Below are 15,123 nucleotides of genomic sequence, written 5' to 3' on the forward strand. Positions count from 1 at the left end.
GTAGCCTGAAAAGCCACGTCTCATAGGGATTACCCCACCCCCCTCTAGGCCAAGGTCAGCTCCCACAATTCGAGCCAGAACACTAGAATAGCTCCACGCACCTATTCAGAAGCGCTATATGCCCAACTCTGTCGAACCTGAAACCTTGGCCCAATTGCCGTTGGACGAGCTTGTCGCCTGCCACGAATGCGACCTGCTGCTGCGCAAGCCCGTGCTCCAGCACGGTGAGAAAGCCCAATGCCCACGTTGCGGTTACGAGCTTTATGCTCATCGGCACAACGTGGTCAACCGTAGCCTGGCGTTGGTACTGACCGCGCTGTTGCTGTTCGTGCCTGCCAATTTTCTACCGATCATGCAGTTGCACCTACTTGGCCAGACCTCGGACGATACTGTCTGGAGCGGCGTACTGGGCCTGTACAATTCGCAGATGCGTGGTGTAGCGGTAGTCGTCTTCCTGTGCAGCATGGCCATCCCCTTGGCAAAACTGCTCTGCCAACTGGCGGTACTGCTGAGTATCCGCTTGAACGTGGGGCGTAACTTCGGCCTGTTGTTCTACCGCATCTATCACCACCTGCGTGACTGGGGCATGCTCGAGGTCTATTTCATGGGGGTGTTGGTGGCTATCGTCAAGCTGGTGGACCTGGCCGAGTTGACCGTGGGCCTGGGGCTGTTCTGTTTCATCAGCCTGTTGTTGATCCAGGTATGGCTTGAGGTGGTGATGTCACCGCACCAGATTTGGAGTGCACTTTCGGGGGAGGACCTGCATGCGGGCGATTGATGCAGGCATTCTTGTCTGCAATGAATGTCATGAACTGAACAAGCAAGTGCAAGACAGCACGTCGCAGACCTGTACACGCTGCGGCGCCATTGTGCATGCTCGCCGCCCAAACAGTATCGTGCGTACCTGGGCGCTGCTGATTGCCGCGTCGATCTTGTACATCCCGGCCAACCTGCTGCCGATCATGACTGTGAGTACACTCGGCCAGGGCAGCCCCGACACGATCATGTCCGGCGTCATTACCCTGCTCAAGCACGGCATGGTGCCCATTGCTGCGGTGGTGTTCATTGCCAGTATCCTGGTGCCCACGTTCAAGCTGGTGGGCATTGGCCTGCTGCTGTACTCCGTTCAGCGTCACCAGCCGCTTTCGGCGCGGCAACGGATATTGATGTACCGCTTCATCGAATTCATTGGGCGCTGGTCCATGCTCGATATCTTCGTCATCGCCATCCTGGTGGCCGTGGTGAATTTCGGCCGAATAGCCAGTGTCGAAGCCAATCTGGGCGCTGTCGCCTTCGCAACTGTGGTGATCCTGACAATGCTTGCCGCTTTAACTTTCGATCCCCGACTGATTTGGGATAACACGGAGTCGGATGACGACCATGAGTGACCTGCCAACGGCTAAAACCCGCCCAGCCTCTAACTGGTCGGCCATCTGGATTCTGCCTTTGATCGCCTTGATGATCGGTGGCTGGCTCGCGTGGCAGGCCTACAGCTCGGCGGGGGTAGAAATTGAAGTCCGCTTCGAGTCGGGTGAAGGTATCGTCGCCAACAAGACCGAAGTCATCTACAAGGGCATGCCGGTAGGCAAGGTGAAGAACCTGGTGCTCGATGCCGAGGGCGACAACCAGGGAGTGATCGCCACCATCGAGATGAACAAGGCTGCGGAGCCTCACCTGACCAAGGGCACACGCTTCTGGCTGGTTAAGCCCAGTGTCAGCCTGGCGGGTATTACCGGCCTTGAGACACTGGTGTCGGGTAACTACATCGCCGTCAGTCCAGGGGAGGGGGAGCGTACCAAGCGCTTTACCGCGTTGAAGGTGGCACCGCCGCTTTCGGATACGGAACCTGGCCTGCATCTGACCCTCAAGGCCGACAGGTTGGGTTCGCTCAACCGTGACAGCCCGGTGTTCTACAAGCAGATTCAGGTGGGTCGGGTGAAAAGCTACCGACTGTCCGAGGACCAGAGCACCGTCGAGGTCAAAGTCTTCATTGAGCCCGCCTACGCCAGCCTGGTGCGTAAGCACACGCGTTTCTGGAATGCCAGCGGCGTCAGCATCGATGCTTCGCTGTCAGGTGTGAAGGTGCGCAGCGAGTCGCTGTCGAGCATCGTGGCTGGTGGTATTGCCTTCGCCACGCCGGAATACCGCAAGGACAGCCCGCCCACCGACCCGAGCCTGCCATTCCGCCTGTATGAGGACTTTGATGCAGCCCAGGCCGGTATTCGGGTCAAAGTGAAACTGAGCGATTATGAAGGCCTGCAAGCGGGTCGCACGCCGGTCATGTACAAGGGCATACAGGTGGGCTCGCTGAAGGCCCTGAAGATGGAAGACAACCTGTCCAGCGCGTCGGCCGAGTTGACACTGGACCCGCTGACCGAAGACTACCTGGTGGACGGGACTCAGTTCTGGGTAGTTAAACCGTCCATTTCCCTGGCGGGTATCACTGGCCTGGAAGCGCTGGTCAAAGGTAACTACATCGCCATTCGCCCCGGTGAGAAGGGCGCACGGCCAGAGCGTGAGTTCGAGGCCCGTGCCAAGGCGCCGCCACTCGATCTCAAGGCGCCGGGCCTGCACATGGTGTTGTTCGCCGACACCTTGGGTTCGCTGGAAGTCGGCAGCCCGGTTATGTACCGCCAGGTGAAGGTGGGTAGCGTCCAAAGCTACCAGTTCGCTCGCAACAGCAACCGCATCCTGATCGGTGTACATATCGAGAAGGAGTACGAAAAGCTGGTCAATGGTTCGTCGCGCTTCTGGAACGTCAGTGGTATCACCCTGACCGGCGGCCTTTCTGGCATCAAGATCAAGAGTGAATCACTGCAAACATTGATGGCCGGTGGTATCGCCTTCGACACGCCGCGGCCCGATGTGGCGCTGAAACGGCACATTCCGCGCTTCCGCCTGCATGACAGCCAAGAAGCGGTAAACCGTGCCGGCACGTTGATCACCATCCGTGTCGACCGTGCAGATGGCCTGAAGCCGGGTACGGCGATCCGCTTCCGTGGCCTGGATGTGGGCAGTATCGAAAGCGTCGACCTCACCGATGACTTGCAGGCCGTGCTGCTGCGGGCGCGCATTACCGAAGCGGCGGACCGTATCGCCCGCGCCGGTACGCAGTTCTGGGTGGTCAAGCCAGCATTAGGCCTGGTGCGCACCGAGAACCTCGACACCCTGATTGGCGGCCAGTACCTGGAAGTGCAGCCGGCAGCCAAGGACCGTGGTCCGCAGCGTGATTTCATTGCCTTGGCCGATGCTCCACAGGTGGCGGGGCCAGAGGTCGGTCTGCCGTTGACACTCAGTGCGCCACGCCGTGGCTCGATCAAACCGGGTGTGCCGGTGACCTACCGTGAGGTTGCGGTGGGCAAGGTGACAGGCTTCGAGCTGGGCCAGAGCGCTGACCGTGTGCTGATCCATATCCTCATCGAGCCGCGCTATGCCGCCTTGGTACGCAGCGGTAGCCGTTTCTGGAACAGCAGTGGCTTCGGTTTCGATTGGGGGCTGTTCAAGGGCGCTACGGTGCGCACCGAGTCGGTGCAGACCCTGATCGATGGCGGTATCGCTTTTGCAACGCCAGATGGCGAGCAGATGGGCAACCCAGCACGACCGCAGCAGACATTCGCCTTGTTCGACAAGGCGGAGGATGAATGGATGCAGTGGGCGCCGAAGATCCAAATCGCCAAGTAAGAGTGTCTGCAGGGGCGGGTTTGCCCGCTCCTGCAGGTGTCAATTGATGATGAATTGTGTCAATTGACCATAAATATTGGGACCGAAGGATTTCAATAAATTGCAGGCAACAAAAAACCGACCCTAGGGTCGGTTTTTCGACTAGCGCGTCGCTTAGGCAGCTGCAGCTTCTTTCAGCGCCTTGATGTGGCCATTCAGACGGCCTTTGTGACGAGCAGCCTTGTTCTTGTGGATGATACCTTTGTCGGCCATACGGTCGATTACAGGTACAGCCAGAACGTAAGCGGCTTGCGCTTTTTCGGCGTCTTTTGCGTCAATGGCTTTAACTACATTCTTGATGTAGGTGCGGACCATGGAACGCAGGCTGGCGTTGTGGCTGCGACGCTTCTCAGCCTGTTTTGCACGTTTCTTGGCGGAAGGTGTGTTGGCCACCGTCGAGCTCCTCGAAAGACTTTAGGTAAATAGCAAACAAAATAGGCCGCGAATCATGCCGATCAGTAGATCGATTGTCAAGGCCACCTGCAAGGTTCCGCCGAGCGGTGCGCCAACAAGCGGGAAAGATTCCTTTCTGCTGCGCGACCTGTACACTCGGGAATTTTTGGCTCCCCTGCGAAGGCGCGGGAGTATCGCACATTCGGACGCTGTCTGGCAGCGTCCTCTGTCATTGGCGTGAATCTTTTCGATGAACCTGCTCAAATCCCTGGCTGCAGTAAGCTCGATCACCATGATTTCGCGGGTGCTGGGCTTCGTCCGCGACACCATCCTGGCGCGCATCTTCGGTGCCGGTGTCGCCACCGACGCCTTCTTCATCGCGTTCAAGTTGCCCAACCTGTTGCGGCGGATCTTCGCTGAAGGTGCATTCTCCCAGGCCTTCGTGCCGATCCTGGCCGAATACAAGACCCAGCAGGGCGAGGAGGCGACACGCACCTTCATTGCCTACGTCAGCGGCCTGCTGACCCTGGTCCTGGCCCTGGTGACCGCCATCGGTATCCTGGCGGCGCCCTGGGTGGTGTGGGCGACGGCCCCGGGTTTTGTCGACAGCGCCGAAAAATACGAGCTGACCACCGCCCTGTTGCGAGTGACCTTTCCTTATATATTGCTGATCTCGCTGTCTTCCCTGGCCGGTGCGATCCTCAATACCTGGAACCGTTTCTCGGTACCGGCCTTCACCCCGACCTTGCTGAACGTGGCGATGATCGCCTTCGCCGTGCTGCTGACACCGTACTTCGACCCGCCGATCATGGCCTTGGCCTGGGGCGTGCTGGCCGGTGGCCTGGCGCAGTTGCTATACCAACTGCCGGCGCTGAAGAAGATCGGCATGCTTGTACTGCCGCGCCTGAACCTCAAGGACGCCGGCGTGTGGCGGGTTCTCAAGCAGATGCTGCCGGCGATTCTCGGGGTGTCGGTAAGTCAGATATCGCTGATCATCAACACCATTTTCGCCTCCTTCCTGGTGGCCGGGTCGGTGTCGTGGATGTACTACGCCGACCGCCTCATGGAGTTGCCTTCGGGTGTGCTGGGCGTGGCATTGGGCACGATCCTGCTGCCGACCCTGGCCAAGACCTACGCCAACAAGGACCGCGAGGAGTACTCGCGGATTCTCGACTGGGGCCTGCGCCTGTGCTTCCTGCTGGTGCTGCCCTGCACCCTGGCGTTGGCCATTCTTGCCGAGCCACTGACCGTTGCGTTGTTTCAATACGGCAAATTCAGTGCGTTCGATGCGGCCATGACCCAGCGGGCGCTGATGGCCTATTCCGTGGGCTTGCTGGCGATCATTCTGGTCAAGGTACTGGCACCCGGCTTCTATGCGCAGCAGAATATCCGCACGCCGGTGAAAATCGCGATCTTCACGCTGGTTTGCACTCAGCTGTTCAACCTTGCCCTGGTCGGGCCGCTCGCACATGCCGGCCTGGCATTGGCGATCAGCCTCGGTGCCTGCCTGAATGCCGGCTTGCTGTTCTGGAAGCTGCGCAGTCAGCAGTTGTTCGAACCTCAGCCAGGCTGGGCAATGTTCCTGCTCAAGCTTGTTTTGGCAGTGGCACTCATGTCGGCGGTACTGTTGGCGGGCATGCACTATATGCCGGCCTGGGAGCAGGGCATCATGCTCGAGCGCTTCCTGCGCCTGGGGGCATTGATCCTGGCGGGCGTCGTGACGTATTTCGGCTGCCTGTACCTGTGCGGCTTCCGGCCTCGGCATTTCGCCCGCAAGGCCTTGCACTAAGGCTTGGGGCGGGTCAAACGTCGGTTTTTCGCATTCCACGCCGCCCTTGGGCGCTGCTGCCTGTCACCAGCGCCCGGGTGTGGTTATAATCGGCCACTTTATGAGCAAGAAGCGCGTTATGCAGCTGGTTCGAGGTCTTCACAACCTGCGCCCCGAGCACCGGGGCTGTGTCGCCACCATTGGCAACTTCGACGGGGTTCACCGCGGCCACCAGGCAATCCTGGCGCGTCTGCGCGAGCGCGGCCAGGCCTTGGGCCTGCCGACCTGCGTGGTGATCTTCGAACCGCAACCACGCGAGTACTTCGCCCCTGAAACCGCGCCGGCGCGCCTGGCCCGCCTGCGCGACAAGGTCGAGCTGCTGGCCGCCGAGGGCATTGACCGGGTTTTGTGCCTGGCGTTCAATCAGCGCCTGAGCAAGCTCAGCGCCGATGCCTTCGTCAAGGCCATCCTGGTCGACGGCTTGGGTGTGCGTCATCTCGAAGTGGGCGATGACTTCCGCTTTGGCTGCGACCGTGCTGGCGATTTCGCCTTCCTGATCGAGGCCGGCAAGCAGTACGGCTTTACCGTCGAGGCCGCCAACACGGTAATCCAGGACGGCCTGCGGGTCAGCAGCACCGAAGTGCGCAAGGCCCTGTCCGAGGGCAACTTCGAACTGGCCGAGCACCTGCTGGGTCGCCCGTACAGCATCACTGGCCGCGTACTGCATGGCCAGAAGCTGGCCCGCCAGCTCGGCACACCTACCGCCAATATCCAGCTCAAGCGCCGCCGCGTGCCGCTGTCCGGGGTCTACCTGGCCAGCATCGAAATCGACGGCAAGGCCTGGCCGGGTGTCGGCAATATTGGCGTGCGTCCCACCGTTGCCGGTGATGGGCGCCCGCACCTGGAAATTCATCTACTGGATTATGCCGGTGACCTGTATGGCCGGCGCCTGACGGTGGAGTTCCACCACAAGCTGCGTGAAGAGCAGCGATTCGCCTCCCTGGAGGCGCTGAAGTCGGCGATCGATGCGGATATCGCCGCCGCACGTGCACATTGGCACGCTCAACCGCTAACGAAGAGCCTGAAATGACCGACTACAAAGCCACGCTTAACCTTCCGGACACCGCCTTCCCCATGAAGGCCGGCCTGCCTCAGCGCGAACCGCAGATCCTGCAGCGCTGGGACAGCATTGGCCTGTACCAGAAGCTGCGCGAAATTGGCAAGGATCGTCCCAAGTTCGTCCTGCACGACGGCCCGCCCTATGCCAACGGCAAGATTCACATCGGTCATGCGCTGAACAAGATCCTCAAGGACATGATCGTCCGCTCCAAGACCCTGGCCGGCTTCGATGCGCCGTATGTACCGGGCTGGGACTGCCATGGCCTGCCGATCGAGCACAAGGTTGAGGTTACCCACGGCAAGCACCTGTCCGCCGACCGCACCCGCGAGCTGTGCCGCGAATACGCCGCCGAGCAGATCGAAGGGCAGAAGACCGAGTTCATTCGCCTGGGCGTGCTGGGTGACTGGGACAACCCGTACAAGACCATGAACTTCGCCAACGAGGCCGGTGAAATCCGCGCCCTGGCCGAGATGGTCAAGCAAGGCTTCGTGTTCAAGGGCCTCAAGCCTGTGAACTGGTGCTTCGATTGCGGTTCGGCCCTGGCTGAAGCGGAAGTCGAGTACGCCGACAAGAAATCCCAGACCATCGACGTGGCCTTCCCGGTTGCCGATGAAACCAAGCTGGCCGCTGCTTTCGGCCTGGCGTCGCTGGCCAAACCGGCCGCCATCGTGATCTGGACCACCACCCCGTGGACCATCCCGGCCAACCAGGCGCTGAACATCCACCCGGAGTTCAAGTACGCCCTGGTCGACACCGGCGAGCGCCTGCTGGTACTGGCTGAAGAGCTGGTCGAGTCGTGCCTCAAGCGCTACAACCTGGAAGGCTCGATCATTGCCACCGCCCAAGGTTCGGCGCTGGAGCTGATCAACTTCCGTCACCCGTTCTATGATCGCCTGTCGCCAATCTACCTGGCCGACTACGTCGAGCTGGGCGCGGGTACCGGCGTGGTGCATTCGGCACCTGCCTACGGTGAAGACGACTTCGTTACCTGCAAGCGCTACGGCATGGTCAACGACGACATCCTCACCCCAGTGCAGAGCAACGGTGTATATGTCGAGTCGCTGCCTTTCTTCGGCGGCCAGTTCATCTGGAAGGCCAACCCGGCCATCGTCGAGAAGCTGAGCGAAGTCGGTGCGCTGATGCACACCGAAACCATCAGCCACAGCTACATGCACTGCTGGCGCCACAAGACCCCGCTGATCTACCGTGCTACTGCGCAGTGGTTCGTGGGCATGGACAAGCAGCCAACCACCGGCGAGCCGCTGCGTGAGCGCGCGCTGAAAGCCATCGAAGACACCAAGTTCGTGCCGGCCTGGGGCCAGGCGCGCTTGCATTCGATGATCGCCAACCGCCCGGACTGGTGCATTTCGCGTCAGCGCAACTGGGGCGTGCCAATCCCGTTCTTCCTGCACAAGCAGACCGGCGAACTGCACCCGCGCACTGTCGAGCTGATGGAGCAAGTGGCCAAACGCGTCGAGCAGGAGGGCATCGAGGCTTGGTTCAAGCTGGACGCCGCCGAGCTGCTGGGCGTTGAAGCCGACCAGTACGACAAGATCACCGACACCCTCGACGTGTGGTTCGACTCGGGTACCACCCATTGGCACGTGCTGCGTGGTTCGCACGACATCGGCCACACCACCGGCCCGGTCGCCGACCTGTACCTGGAAGGCTCTGACCAGCACCGTGGCTGGTTCCACTCGTCGTTGCTGACCGGTTGCGCCATCGACAACCACGCGCCATACCGCGAGCTGCTGACCCATGGCTTCACCGTGGACGAAAACGGCCGCAAGATGTCCAAATCGCTGGGCAACACCATCGAGCCGGAGAAGGTCAACAACACCTTGGGTGCCGACATCCTGCGCCTGTGGGTTTCGGCCACCGACTACTCCGGTGAAATGGCGGTTTCCGAGCAGATCCTGCAGCGCAGCGCCGACGCCTATCGCCGTATTCGCAATACCGCGCGCTTCTTGCTGTCCAACCTGTCCGGCTTCGACCCGGCCCGCGACCTGCTGGCCCCGGAAGACATGCTGGCACTGGACCGCTGGGCCGTGGACCGCACCCTGCTGCTGCAGCGCGAGCTGGAAGAGCACTACAGCGAGTACCGTTTCTGGAACGTCTACTCCAAGGTGCACAACTTCTGCGTACAGGAACTGGGCGGCTTCTACCTCGACATCATCAAGGACCGCCAGTACACCACTGGTGCCAACAGTGTCGCCCGCCGCTCCTGCCAGACCGCGCTGTACCACATCAGCGAGGCGCTGGTGCGCTGGATCGCGCCAATCCTGGCGTTCACCGCCGACGAAATCTGGCAGTACCTGCCGGGCGAGCGCAACGAGTCGGTAATGCTCAACGGCTGGTACCAGGGCCTGAGCGAGCTGCCGGAAGGCACCGAGCTGGACCGCGCCTACTGGGACCGCGTGATGGCGGTGAAGGCCTCGGTGAACAAAGAGCTGGAGAACCAGCGTACCGCCAAGGTGATCGGTGGCAACCTGCAGGCCGAAGTGACCCTGTACGCCGACGAAGGCCTGAGCGCCGACCTGGGCAAGCTGGGCGACGAACTGCGCTTCGTGCTGATCACCTCGGCCGCCAGCGTGGTGCCGTTCGCTCAGGCGCCGGCCGAAGCCGTGGCCACCGAAGTCGAAGGCCTCAAGCTGAAGGTGGTCAAGTCCGGCCACGCCAAGTGCGGCCGTTGCTGGCACTTCCGCGCCGACGTTGGCAGCCACCCGGAGCACCCGGAAATCTGCAGCCGTTGCGTCGACAACCTGAGCGGTTCGGGTGAGGTGCGCCACTATGCCTAACCCTGCAGCGGGGCGCTTCGGGCGCCTTGCATGGCTTTGGCTGAGCTTGCTGGTCCTGGTCCTCGACCAGGCCACCAAGCTGTACTTCAACAACGCCCTGACCATGTACCAGCAGATTGTGGTCATCCCTGACTACTTCAGCTGGACGTTGGCCTACAACACCGGTGCCGCGTTCAGCTTCCTCGCTGATGGCGCTGGCTGGCAGCGCTGGCTGTTCGCCCTGATCGCCGTGGTGGTCAGTGCCGTGCTGGTGGTATGGCTCAAGCGCCTGGGGCGCAACGAGACCTGGCTGGCCGTGGCACTGGCGCTGGTGCTGGGTGGCGCCATCGGCAACCTGTACGATCGCATCGTGCTGGGCCATGTGGTCGACTTCATCCTGGTGCACTGGCAGAACCGCCACTACTTCCCGGCCTTCAACGTGGCCGACAGCGCCATCACCGTTGGTGCGGTGATGCTGGCGCTGGATATGTTCAAGAGCAAGAAGTCCGAGGATCCGGTCCATGACTGACACCCGTATCGGCCAGAACACCGAAGTCACCTTGCACTTCGCGCTGCACCTGGAAAACGGCGACACCGTCGACAGCACGTTCGACAAAGCCCCGGCCACCTTCAAGGTTGGCGATGGCAACCTGCTGCCGGGCTTTGAAAGCGCCCTGTTCGGCTTCAAGGCCGGTGACAAGCGCACTGTGGTAGTGGCCCCGGAGAACGCTTTCGGCCAGCCTAACCCGCAGAACGTGCAGGTTATGCCGCGCTCCAACTTCGAAGGCATGGAGCTGTCCGAAGGCCTGCTGATCATCTTCAACGACGCCGCCAACACCGAGCTGCCAGGTGTGGTCAAAGCGTTCGATGACGACCAGGTGACCATCGACTTCAATCACCCACTGGCTGGCAAGACCCTGACCTTCGAGGTGGAGATCCTCGAGGTGAAGGCCCTGTAAGCCTGGAGCCGAGCATGCAAATCAAACTCGCCAACCCTCGCGGCTTTTGCGCGGGGGTCGACCGGGCGATCGAGATCGTCAACCGCGCGCTGGAAGTCTTCGGCCCGCCGATCTATGTGCGCCACGAAGTGGTGCACAACAAGTTCGTGGTGGAAGACCTGCGCAACCGTGGCGCCATCTTTGTCGAAGAGCTGGACCAGGTACCGGACGATGTCATCGTCATCTTCAGTGCCCACGGTGTTTCCCAGGCCGTGCGCCAGGAAGCAGCTGGCCGTGGCCTGAAAGTGTTCGATGCCACCTGCCCGCTGGTGACCAAGGTGCACATCGAAGTGGCCAAGTACAGCCGCGATGGCCGTGAGTGCATTCTCATCGGCCACGAAGGGCACCCGGAAGTCGAAGGCACCATGGGCCAGTACGACGCCAGCAACGGTGGCGCCATCTACCTTGTCGAGGACGAGGAAGATGTTGCCAACCTGCAGGTGCGCGACCCGGACCACCTGGCCTTCGTCACCCAGACCACGCTGTCGATGGACGACACCAGTCGCGTCATCGACGCCCTGCGTGCACGCTTTCCGAACATCGGTGGCCCGCGCAAGGACGACATCTGCTACGCCACCCAAAACCGCCAGGACGCCGTCAAGCAACTGGCAGGCGAGAGTGACGTGGTGCTGGTGGTCGGCAGCCCGAACAGCTCCAACTCCAACCGCCTGCGCGAGCTGGCCGAGCGCATGGGCACTCCGGCTTACCTGATTGATGGTGCCGAGGACCTGCAACGCGGCTGGTTCGACCAGGCCGCGCGTATCGGCATCACTGCCGGTGCTTCGGCCCCCGAAGTGCTGGTGCGTGGCGTGATCGAGCAACTCAAGGCTTGGGGCGCCACGGGCGCTGAAGAGCTGGATGGGCGGGAGGAGAACATCACCTTCTCGATGCCTAAAGAGCTGCGGGTTCGTTCGCTGATCTGATCAGGGGCTTTGCGCACAGCGGATGATTCGGTTCGCCTGTGCGCAAGGCTACTCTGCCAGTGCTTGCCAGAACCACATGATAAGGGCTGTTGGTTTTTTCGCAGACTACAAGCCGGCCACTCAGCTGAGCGTTGTTTGGCTGCATCGGCACACCCTGTGCACTGAATTTCACCTGCCCCCCCGTATTCGCTGCGATGTACATGGGTCGAGAAAGCCGATGTTCACGCAGCACTTGCTGATTGTGCTCTAACACTGCACGCCAGCCATTCCCCCAATTACCGTCCAGCGCCACTACAACTACCGGTTGGCCCTGCAGCACGGCATGGCTGCGCGCACTGCGCAGTGCCTGGGCCAGATCTCGGGCCGCTGCCGCCCGGTGTAGGTCGTCACTCATCCTGGCGTAGGCCGGAATACCCAGCTGTGTCAGCAAGACAGCCACCGCCAAGGCCGACAACATTTGAATCAGTGTTACGCCGCGTTGCCTCACCGTGCATTCCTCCCTGGAAGTGCTTGGCTATAGCTTCACGTTCGCTGGCCAAGCGTTCTAGTCGGCCGGTTCCAAGGCTATTGCAGGAAAAGTCACGGGAGGTGCAAGGATGCACGTAAGGCAACGGGGCATGACGCTCCTGGAAGTGCTGTTGGCTGTCGCGGTTGTGGCCGTGGGCATGTTCGCAACCGCAGCGATGCAGTTGCAGGCATTGCAGGCGACGGAAAGCGCACGCCGTGATGGGCAGGCGGCGATGGCGGCGCATAGCGAGCTTGAGCGGAGGCGGCGATGAGGCGCCGCCAGATTGGGTTCGGTTTGCTTGAAGTTGTGATGGCACTGGCCATCGGGTTGCTGCTGCTGGCGGCGGCCAGCCAGCTCTTTACCTCCGCACACCAGGCTTGGCGCCTGCAAAGCACGGCAGTGCGTATGCAGGATGAAGCACGTCAGGCATTACTGCGTATGGCGCAGGACATCCGCATGACGGGGATGTTTGGCTGTCTTCAGCTCGGTCCAGGCGACTTCAACGCCCCGGGCTCACAGTTGGCTTTCGCCCGACCATTGGAAGTTGATTCCACTACCCTCAGCCTGGTTGTAGCGGAGTTGCCCGGACAGGCTGGCAAGTCTGACTGGCTCTTGCACACAGACTGCATCGAGAAAGTGAGCGTGGATGTGGATCCCAAAGAGGGCTATCCACTGGCGTTTCCTATCAGCAGATACGTCTACCAGCTCCAGGGCAACCAACTGAAGTTCAAGCGAGGAAGAAGCTTTCAGCCGCTGGTCGAGAATGTACGAGAGGCGCGCTTCGAACGTGTGCAAACACCCGAAGGAGTGAGAGTGGATATCGCGCTCACGTTGTACGAGCCCACGCTCAAACTCGAACAGCGCCATGAGCTTAGCGTGGCGCTGCGCAACTCGGTGCCGGGGCCATGAAGCGTCAACGCGGTGTCGTGCTGCTGTTGGCGTTGGTACTGAGCCTGCTGCTCGGCTTGCTGGCGGCCTCAGCCCTGAGTGATGCCTTGGTGGAAACGCGAATGGCCGGTCACCTGCGCGATGGTCTGCTGGCGCTCGAAGAAGCGGAGGCCACCTTGCAAGCAGGGGAGGCCGAGATCAAGCGTGCACCTCCTGATCCGTGTTCCGCGTGCATGCCGCCAGCTCGACCGCACGACCTGGCCGGGCAGTGGCACAGCACGCAAGAGGGCTATTTCCACCTGCAGAATCTTGGCCCGAGTAAGCGCGCGCAGGCCACCCTGTTTCGGATAACCGCCGTGAGCAAACAAACCCAGTCACGACAGGTACTGGAAGCCGTCTACGCCGTGGCCGACGACAAGATGCAACGCATGGCCTGGCGACAAAGACTCAGAGGAGACTGACATGCAGCAAGGCTTGAGCCTGATCGAGTTGTTGATTGTGCTGGCCGTGACCGGCATTCTGGCAGCCATTGCCTACCCCAGTTACAGCGACCAGCTTCGGCGAGCCGCGCGCAGCGAAGTGGTTGGCCTGCTGCATGATGCCGCCCTGCGTCTGGAGCGCCACCGCGTGCGCACCGGCGAGTATGCCGAGGGCGACCCGGCCTTGCCCGACGGTACCCGCTACTACAGCCTGCAGGCCCAGCGCGGCAGCGACACCTTCACGCTGCACGCCCGGCGGCTGCCGAATGGGCTGATGGCACAGGATGGCTGTGGCGATTTCCAGCTCGACCAGGCTGGCGCGCGCAGCAACCCCGGTGCCGTTGGTGGCAGCGAGCACTGCTGGGGAAGCTGAAGGTTGAATGATGCCCGGTGCATCGCGGTTTTACTTCAGGTGTTGGATCGACAGATGAACAAGCAAGTAGTGGTGGTCGGCGGCGGGGTGATTGGCCTGCTGACGGCGTTCAACCTGGCGGCAAAGGTCGGCCAGGTGGTGGTGTGTGATCAGGGCGAGGTTGGCCGCGAGTCGTCCTGGGCTGGCGGTGGCATTGTTTCGCCGTTGTACCCATGGCGCTACAGCCCGGCGGTGACCGCCCTGGCGCACTGGTCGCAAGACTTTTATCCACAGCTGGGCGAGCGCTTGTTCGCCAGCACCGGCGTCGACCCCGAAGTGCACACCACTGGGCTGTACTGGCTCGATCTGGACGACGAGGCCGAAGCGTTGGCCTGGGCCGAGCGCGAGCAGCGACCGCTTAGCGCCGTGGATATCTCGGCGGCCTATGACGCGGTGCCGGTGCTGGGCCCGGGCTTCAAGCGCGCCATCTACATGGCTGGGGTGGCCAATGTGCGCAACCCACGGTTGGTCAAATCGCTGAAGGCGGCGCTGCTGGCGCTGCCTAACGTGACCTTGCGCGAACACTGCCAGATCACCGGTTTCGTGCAGCAGGACGGGCGCGTGACCGGGGTGCAGACCGCCGACGGCGTGCTGGTGGCGGATGAAGTGGTGCTCAGCGCTGGCGCCTGGAGTGGTGACCTGCTGCGTACCCTTGGCCTCGAACTGCCGGTAGAGCCGGTGAAGGGCCAGATGATCCTGTTCAAGTGCGCCGACGACTTCTTGCCGAGTATGGTGCTGGCCAAGGGGCGCTATGCGATCCCACGGCGTGATGGGCACATTCTGGTGGGCAGTACGCTGGAGCATGCCGGTTATGACAAGACCCCGACCGGGGATGCGCTGGACAGCCTGAAGGCATCGGCGGTGGAGTTGTTGCCTGAGCTTGAGGGGGCCACGGTGGTGGCGCACTGGGCGGGGCTGCGGCCGGGCTCTCCGGAAGGTATTCCGTATATCGGGCCGGTGCCGGGGCATGCGGGGTTGTGGCTGAACTGCGGGCATTACCGTAATGGGCTGGTGCTGGCACCGGCTTCGTGCCAATTGTTTACCGACTTGCTGACCGGGGCCGAGCCGATTATCGACCCGGCGCCTTATGCGCCAGAAGGTCGTTTGGGCTGAGGGCTTCTTCGCGGGTAAACCCGC

At 61.7% G+C, this 15,123-nt stretch carries 16 protein-coding genes; 14 read left to right on the forward strand and 2 right to left on the reverse strand.

What is annotated here, in order from left to right:
- The first annotated feature begins 118 nt into the window (after positions 1–118).
- Genes APH35_RS26610 through APH35_RS26620 form a run of 3 tightly spaced genes read left to right on the forward strand, consistent with a single transcriptional unit; the run spans position 119 to position 3,681 of the window.
- Entirely contained in the window at positions 119–778 is a 660-nt protein-coding gene (locus APH35_RS26610; protein ID WP_012270364.1) for a paraquat-inducible protein A, read from the forward strand.
- The gene (locus APH35_RS26615) at positions 765–1,388 is read left to right on the forward strand and encodes a paraquat-inducible protein A (RefSeq protein WP_012270365.1); all 624 of its coding nucleotides are present in this window, start codon (positions 765–767) and stop codon (positions 1,386–1,388) included. Before APH35_RS26610 ends, APH35_RS26615 begins: the two co-directional genes overlap by 14 nt.
- A complete protein-coding gene (locus APH35_RS26620) occupies positions 1,381–3,681 on the forward strand; it encodes a PqiB family protein (RefSeq protein ID WP_041166362.1) in 2,301 nt (766 codons plus the stop codon). Before APH35_RS26615 ends, APH35_RS26620 begins: the two co-directional genes overlap by 8 nt.
- Before the next feature lie 153 nt (positions 3,682–3,834).
- Here the strand turns inward: APH35_RS26620 and rpsT are convergent, their stop codons facing one another.
- Positions 3,835–4,113 carry a 30S ribosomal protein S20 gene (gene rpsT, locus APH35_RS26625; protein WP_003247625.1) on the reverse strand — a complete coding sequence of 93 codons (279 nt, stop codon included), beginning with the start codon at positions 4,111–4,113 and terminating at the stop codon, positions 3,835–3,837.
- 250 nt (positions 4,114–4,363) lie between these two features.
- On the opposite strand from rpsT, the gene murJ reads away from it, so the two are divergent.
- From murJ to ispH, 6 genes are all read left to right on the forward strand, one after another.
- Entirely contained in the window at positions 4,364–5,902 is a 1,539-nt protein-coding gene (gene murJ, locus APH35_RS26630) for a murein biosynthesis integral membrane protein MurJ (protein WP_012270367.1), read from the forward strand.
- A 118-nt stretch (positions 5,903–6,020) separates the two neighbouring features.
- The gene (gene ribF / locus APH35_RS26635; RefSeq protein WP_041166363.1) at positions 6,021–6,971 is read left to right on the forward strand and encodes a bifunctional riboflavin kinase/FAD synthetase; all 951 of its coding nucleotides are present in this window, start codon (positions 6,021–6,023) and stop codon (positions 6,969–6,971) included.
- A complete protein-coding gene (gene ileS, locus APH35_RS26640) occupies positions 6,968–9,799 on the forward strand; it encodes an isoleucine--tRNA ligase (RefSeq protein ID WP_012270369.1) in 2,832 nt (943 codons plus the stop codon). The genes ribF and ileS overlap by 4 nt, the downstream gene beginning before the upstream one ends.
- Positions 9,792–10,307: a signal peptidase II gene (gene lspA / locus APH35_RS26645; RefSeq protein ID WP_012270370.1), complete on the forward strand. Its 516-nt coding sequence runs from the start codon at positions 9,792–9,794 to the stop codon at positions 10,305–10,307. Before ileS ends, lspA begins: the two co-directional genes overlap by 8 nt.
- Positions 10,300–10,737, forward strand: coding sequence for an FKBP-type peptidyl-prolyl cis-trans isomerase (gene fkpB, locus APH35_RS26650; RefSeq protein WP_012270371.1), 438 nt, complete (start codon positions 10,300–10,302; stop codon positions 10,735–10,737). The genes lspA and fkpB overlap by 8 nt, the downstream gene beginning before the upstream one ends.
- 14 nt (positions 10,738–10,751) lie before the next feature.
- A complete protein-coding gene (ispH, locus tag APH35_RS26655) occupies positions 10,752–11,699 on the forward strand; it encodes a 4-hydroxy-3-methylbut-2-enyl diphosphate reductase (protein ID WP_010951872.1) in 948 nt (315 codons plus the stop codon).
- Here ispH and APH35_RS28690 read toward each other — a convergent pair.
- The gene (locus APH35_RS28690) at positions 11,668–12,186 is read right to left on the reverse strand and encodes a GspH/FimT family pseudopilin (protein WP_082425859.1); all 519 of its coding nucleotides are present in this window, start codon (positions 12,184–12,186) and stop codon (positions 11,668–11,670) included. The genes ispH and APH35_RS28690 overlap by 32 nt on opposite strands.
- A 109-nt stretch (positions 12,187–12,295) precedes the next feature.
- Between APH35_RS28690 and APH35_RS26660 the strand changes: the two genes are divergently transcribed.
- From APH35_RS26660 to thiO, 5 genes are read left to right on the forward strand one after another with little or no spacing between them, the layout of a single operon-like run.
- Entirely contained in the window at positions 12,296–12,478 is a 183-nt protein-coding gene (locus tag APH35_RS26660) for a prepilin-type N-terminal cleavage/methylation domain-containing protein (protein ID WP_060515778.1), read from the forward strand.
- Positions 12,475–13,116: a PilW family protein gene (locus APH35_RS26665; RefSeq protein WP_012270374.1), complete on the forward strand. Its 642-nt coding sequence runs from the start codon at positions 12,475–12,477 to the stop codon at positions 13,114–13,116. Before APH35_RS26660 ends, APH35_RS26665 begins: the two co-directional genes overlap by 4 nt.
- The gene (locus APH35_RS26670; protein WP_012270375.1) at positions 13,113–13,556 is read left to right on the forward strand and encodes a hypothetical protein; all 444 of its coding nucleotides are present in this window, start codon (positions 13,113–13,115) and stop codon (positions 13,554–13,556) included. Before APH35_RS26665 ends, APH35_RS26670 begins: the two co-directional genes overlap by 4 nt.
- 1 nt (position 13,557) lies before the next feature.
- On the forward strand, positions 13,558–13,947 hold the full coding sequence (locus APH35_RS26675) for a type IV pilin protein (RefSeq protein ID WP_012270376.1): 390 nt from the start codon (positions 13,558–13,560) through the stop codon (positions 13,945–13,947).
- Between the two features lie 54 nt (positions 13,948–14,001).
- Positions 14,002–15,099, forward strand: coding sequence for a glycine oxidase ThiO (gene thiO / locus APH35_RS26680; protein ID WP_060494523.1), 1,098 nt, complete (start codon positions 14,002–14,004; stop codon positions 15,097–15,099).
- Positions 15,100–15,123: the final 24 nt, after the last annotated feature.

It is taken from the genome of Pseudomonas sp. NBRC 111132 (genome assembly GCF_001320565.1).
GTDB classification, from domain to species: domain Bacteria; phylum Pseudomonadota; class Gammaproteobacteria; order Pseudomonadales; family Pseudomonadaceae; genus Aquipseudomonas; species Aquipseudomonas putida_P.

Excerpts from the sequence above, each read along its gene's own strand:
- APH35_RS26660 (WP_060515778.1), top strand. The coding sequence starts at position 12,296 with ATGCACGTAAGGCAACGGGGCATGACGCTCCTGGAAGTGCTGTTGGCT.
- thiO (WP_060494523.1), top strand. The coding sequence starts at position 14,002 with ATGAACAAGCAAGTAGTGGTGGTCGGCGGCGGGGTGATTGGCCTGCTG.
- ribF (WP_041166363.1), top strand. The coding sequence starts at position 6,021 with ATGCAGCTGGTTCGAGGTCTTCACAACCTGCGCCCCGAGCACCGGGGC.
- murJ (WP_012270367.1), top strand. The coding sequence starts at position 4,364 with ATGAACCTGCTCAAATCCCTGGCTGCAGTAAGCTCGATCACCATGATT.
- APH35_RS26675 (WP_012270376.1), top strand. The coding sequence starts at position 13,558 with ATGCAGCAAGGCTTGAGCCTGATCGAGTTGTTGATTGTGCTGGCCGTG.
- ileS (WP_012270369.1), top strand. The coding sequence starts at position 6,968 with ATGACCGACTACAAAGCCACGCTTAACCTTCCGGACACCGCCTTCCCC.
- APH35_RS26610 (WP_012270364.1), top strand. The coding sequence starts at position 119 with ATGCCCAACTCTGTCGAACCTGAAACCTTGGCCCAATTGCCGTTGGAC.
- ispH (WP_010951872.1), top strand. The coding sequence starts at position 10,752 with ATGCAAATCAAACTCGCCAACCCTCGCGGCTTTTGCGCGGGGGTCGAC.
- APH35_RS26670 (WP_012270375.1), top strand. The coding sequence starts at position 13,113 with ATGAAGCGTCAACGCGGTGTCGTGCTGCTGTTGGCGTTGGTACTGAGC.
- lspA (WP_012270370.1), top strand. The coding sequence starts at position 9,792 with ATGCCTAACCCTGCAGCGGGGCGCTTCGGGCGCCTTGCATGGCTTTGG.
- APH35_RS26665 (WP_012270374.1), top strand. The coding sequence starts at position 12,475 with ATGAGGCGCCGCCAGATTGGGTTCGGTTTGCTTGAAGTTGTGATGGCA.
- APH35_RS26615 (WP_012270365.1), top strand. The coding sequence starts at position 765 with ATGCGGGCGATTGATGCAGGCATTCTTGTCTGCAATGAATGTCATGAA.
- APH35_RS26620 (WP_041166362.1), top strand. The coding sequence starts at position 1,381 with ATGAGTGACCTGCCAACGGCTAAAACCCGCCCAGCCTCTAACTGGTCG.
- fkpB (WP_012270371.1), top strand. The coding sequence starts at position 10,300 with ATGACTGACACCCGTATCGGCCAGAACACCGAAGTCACCTTGCACTTC.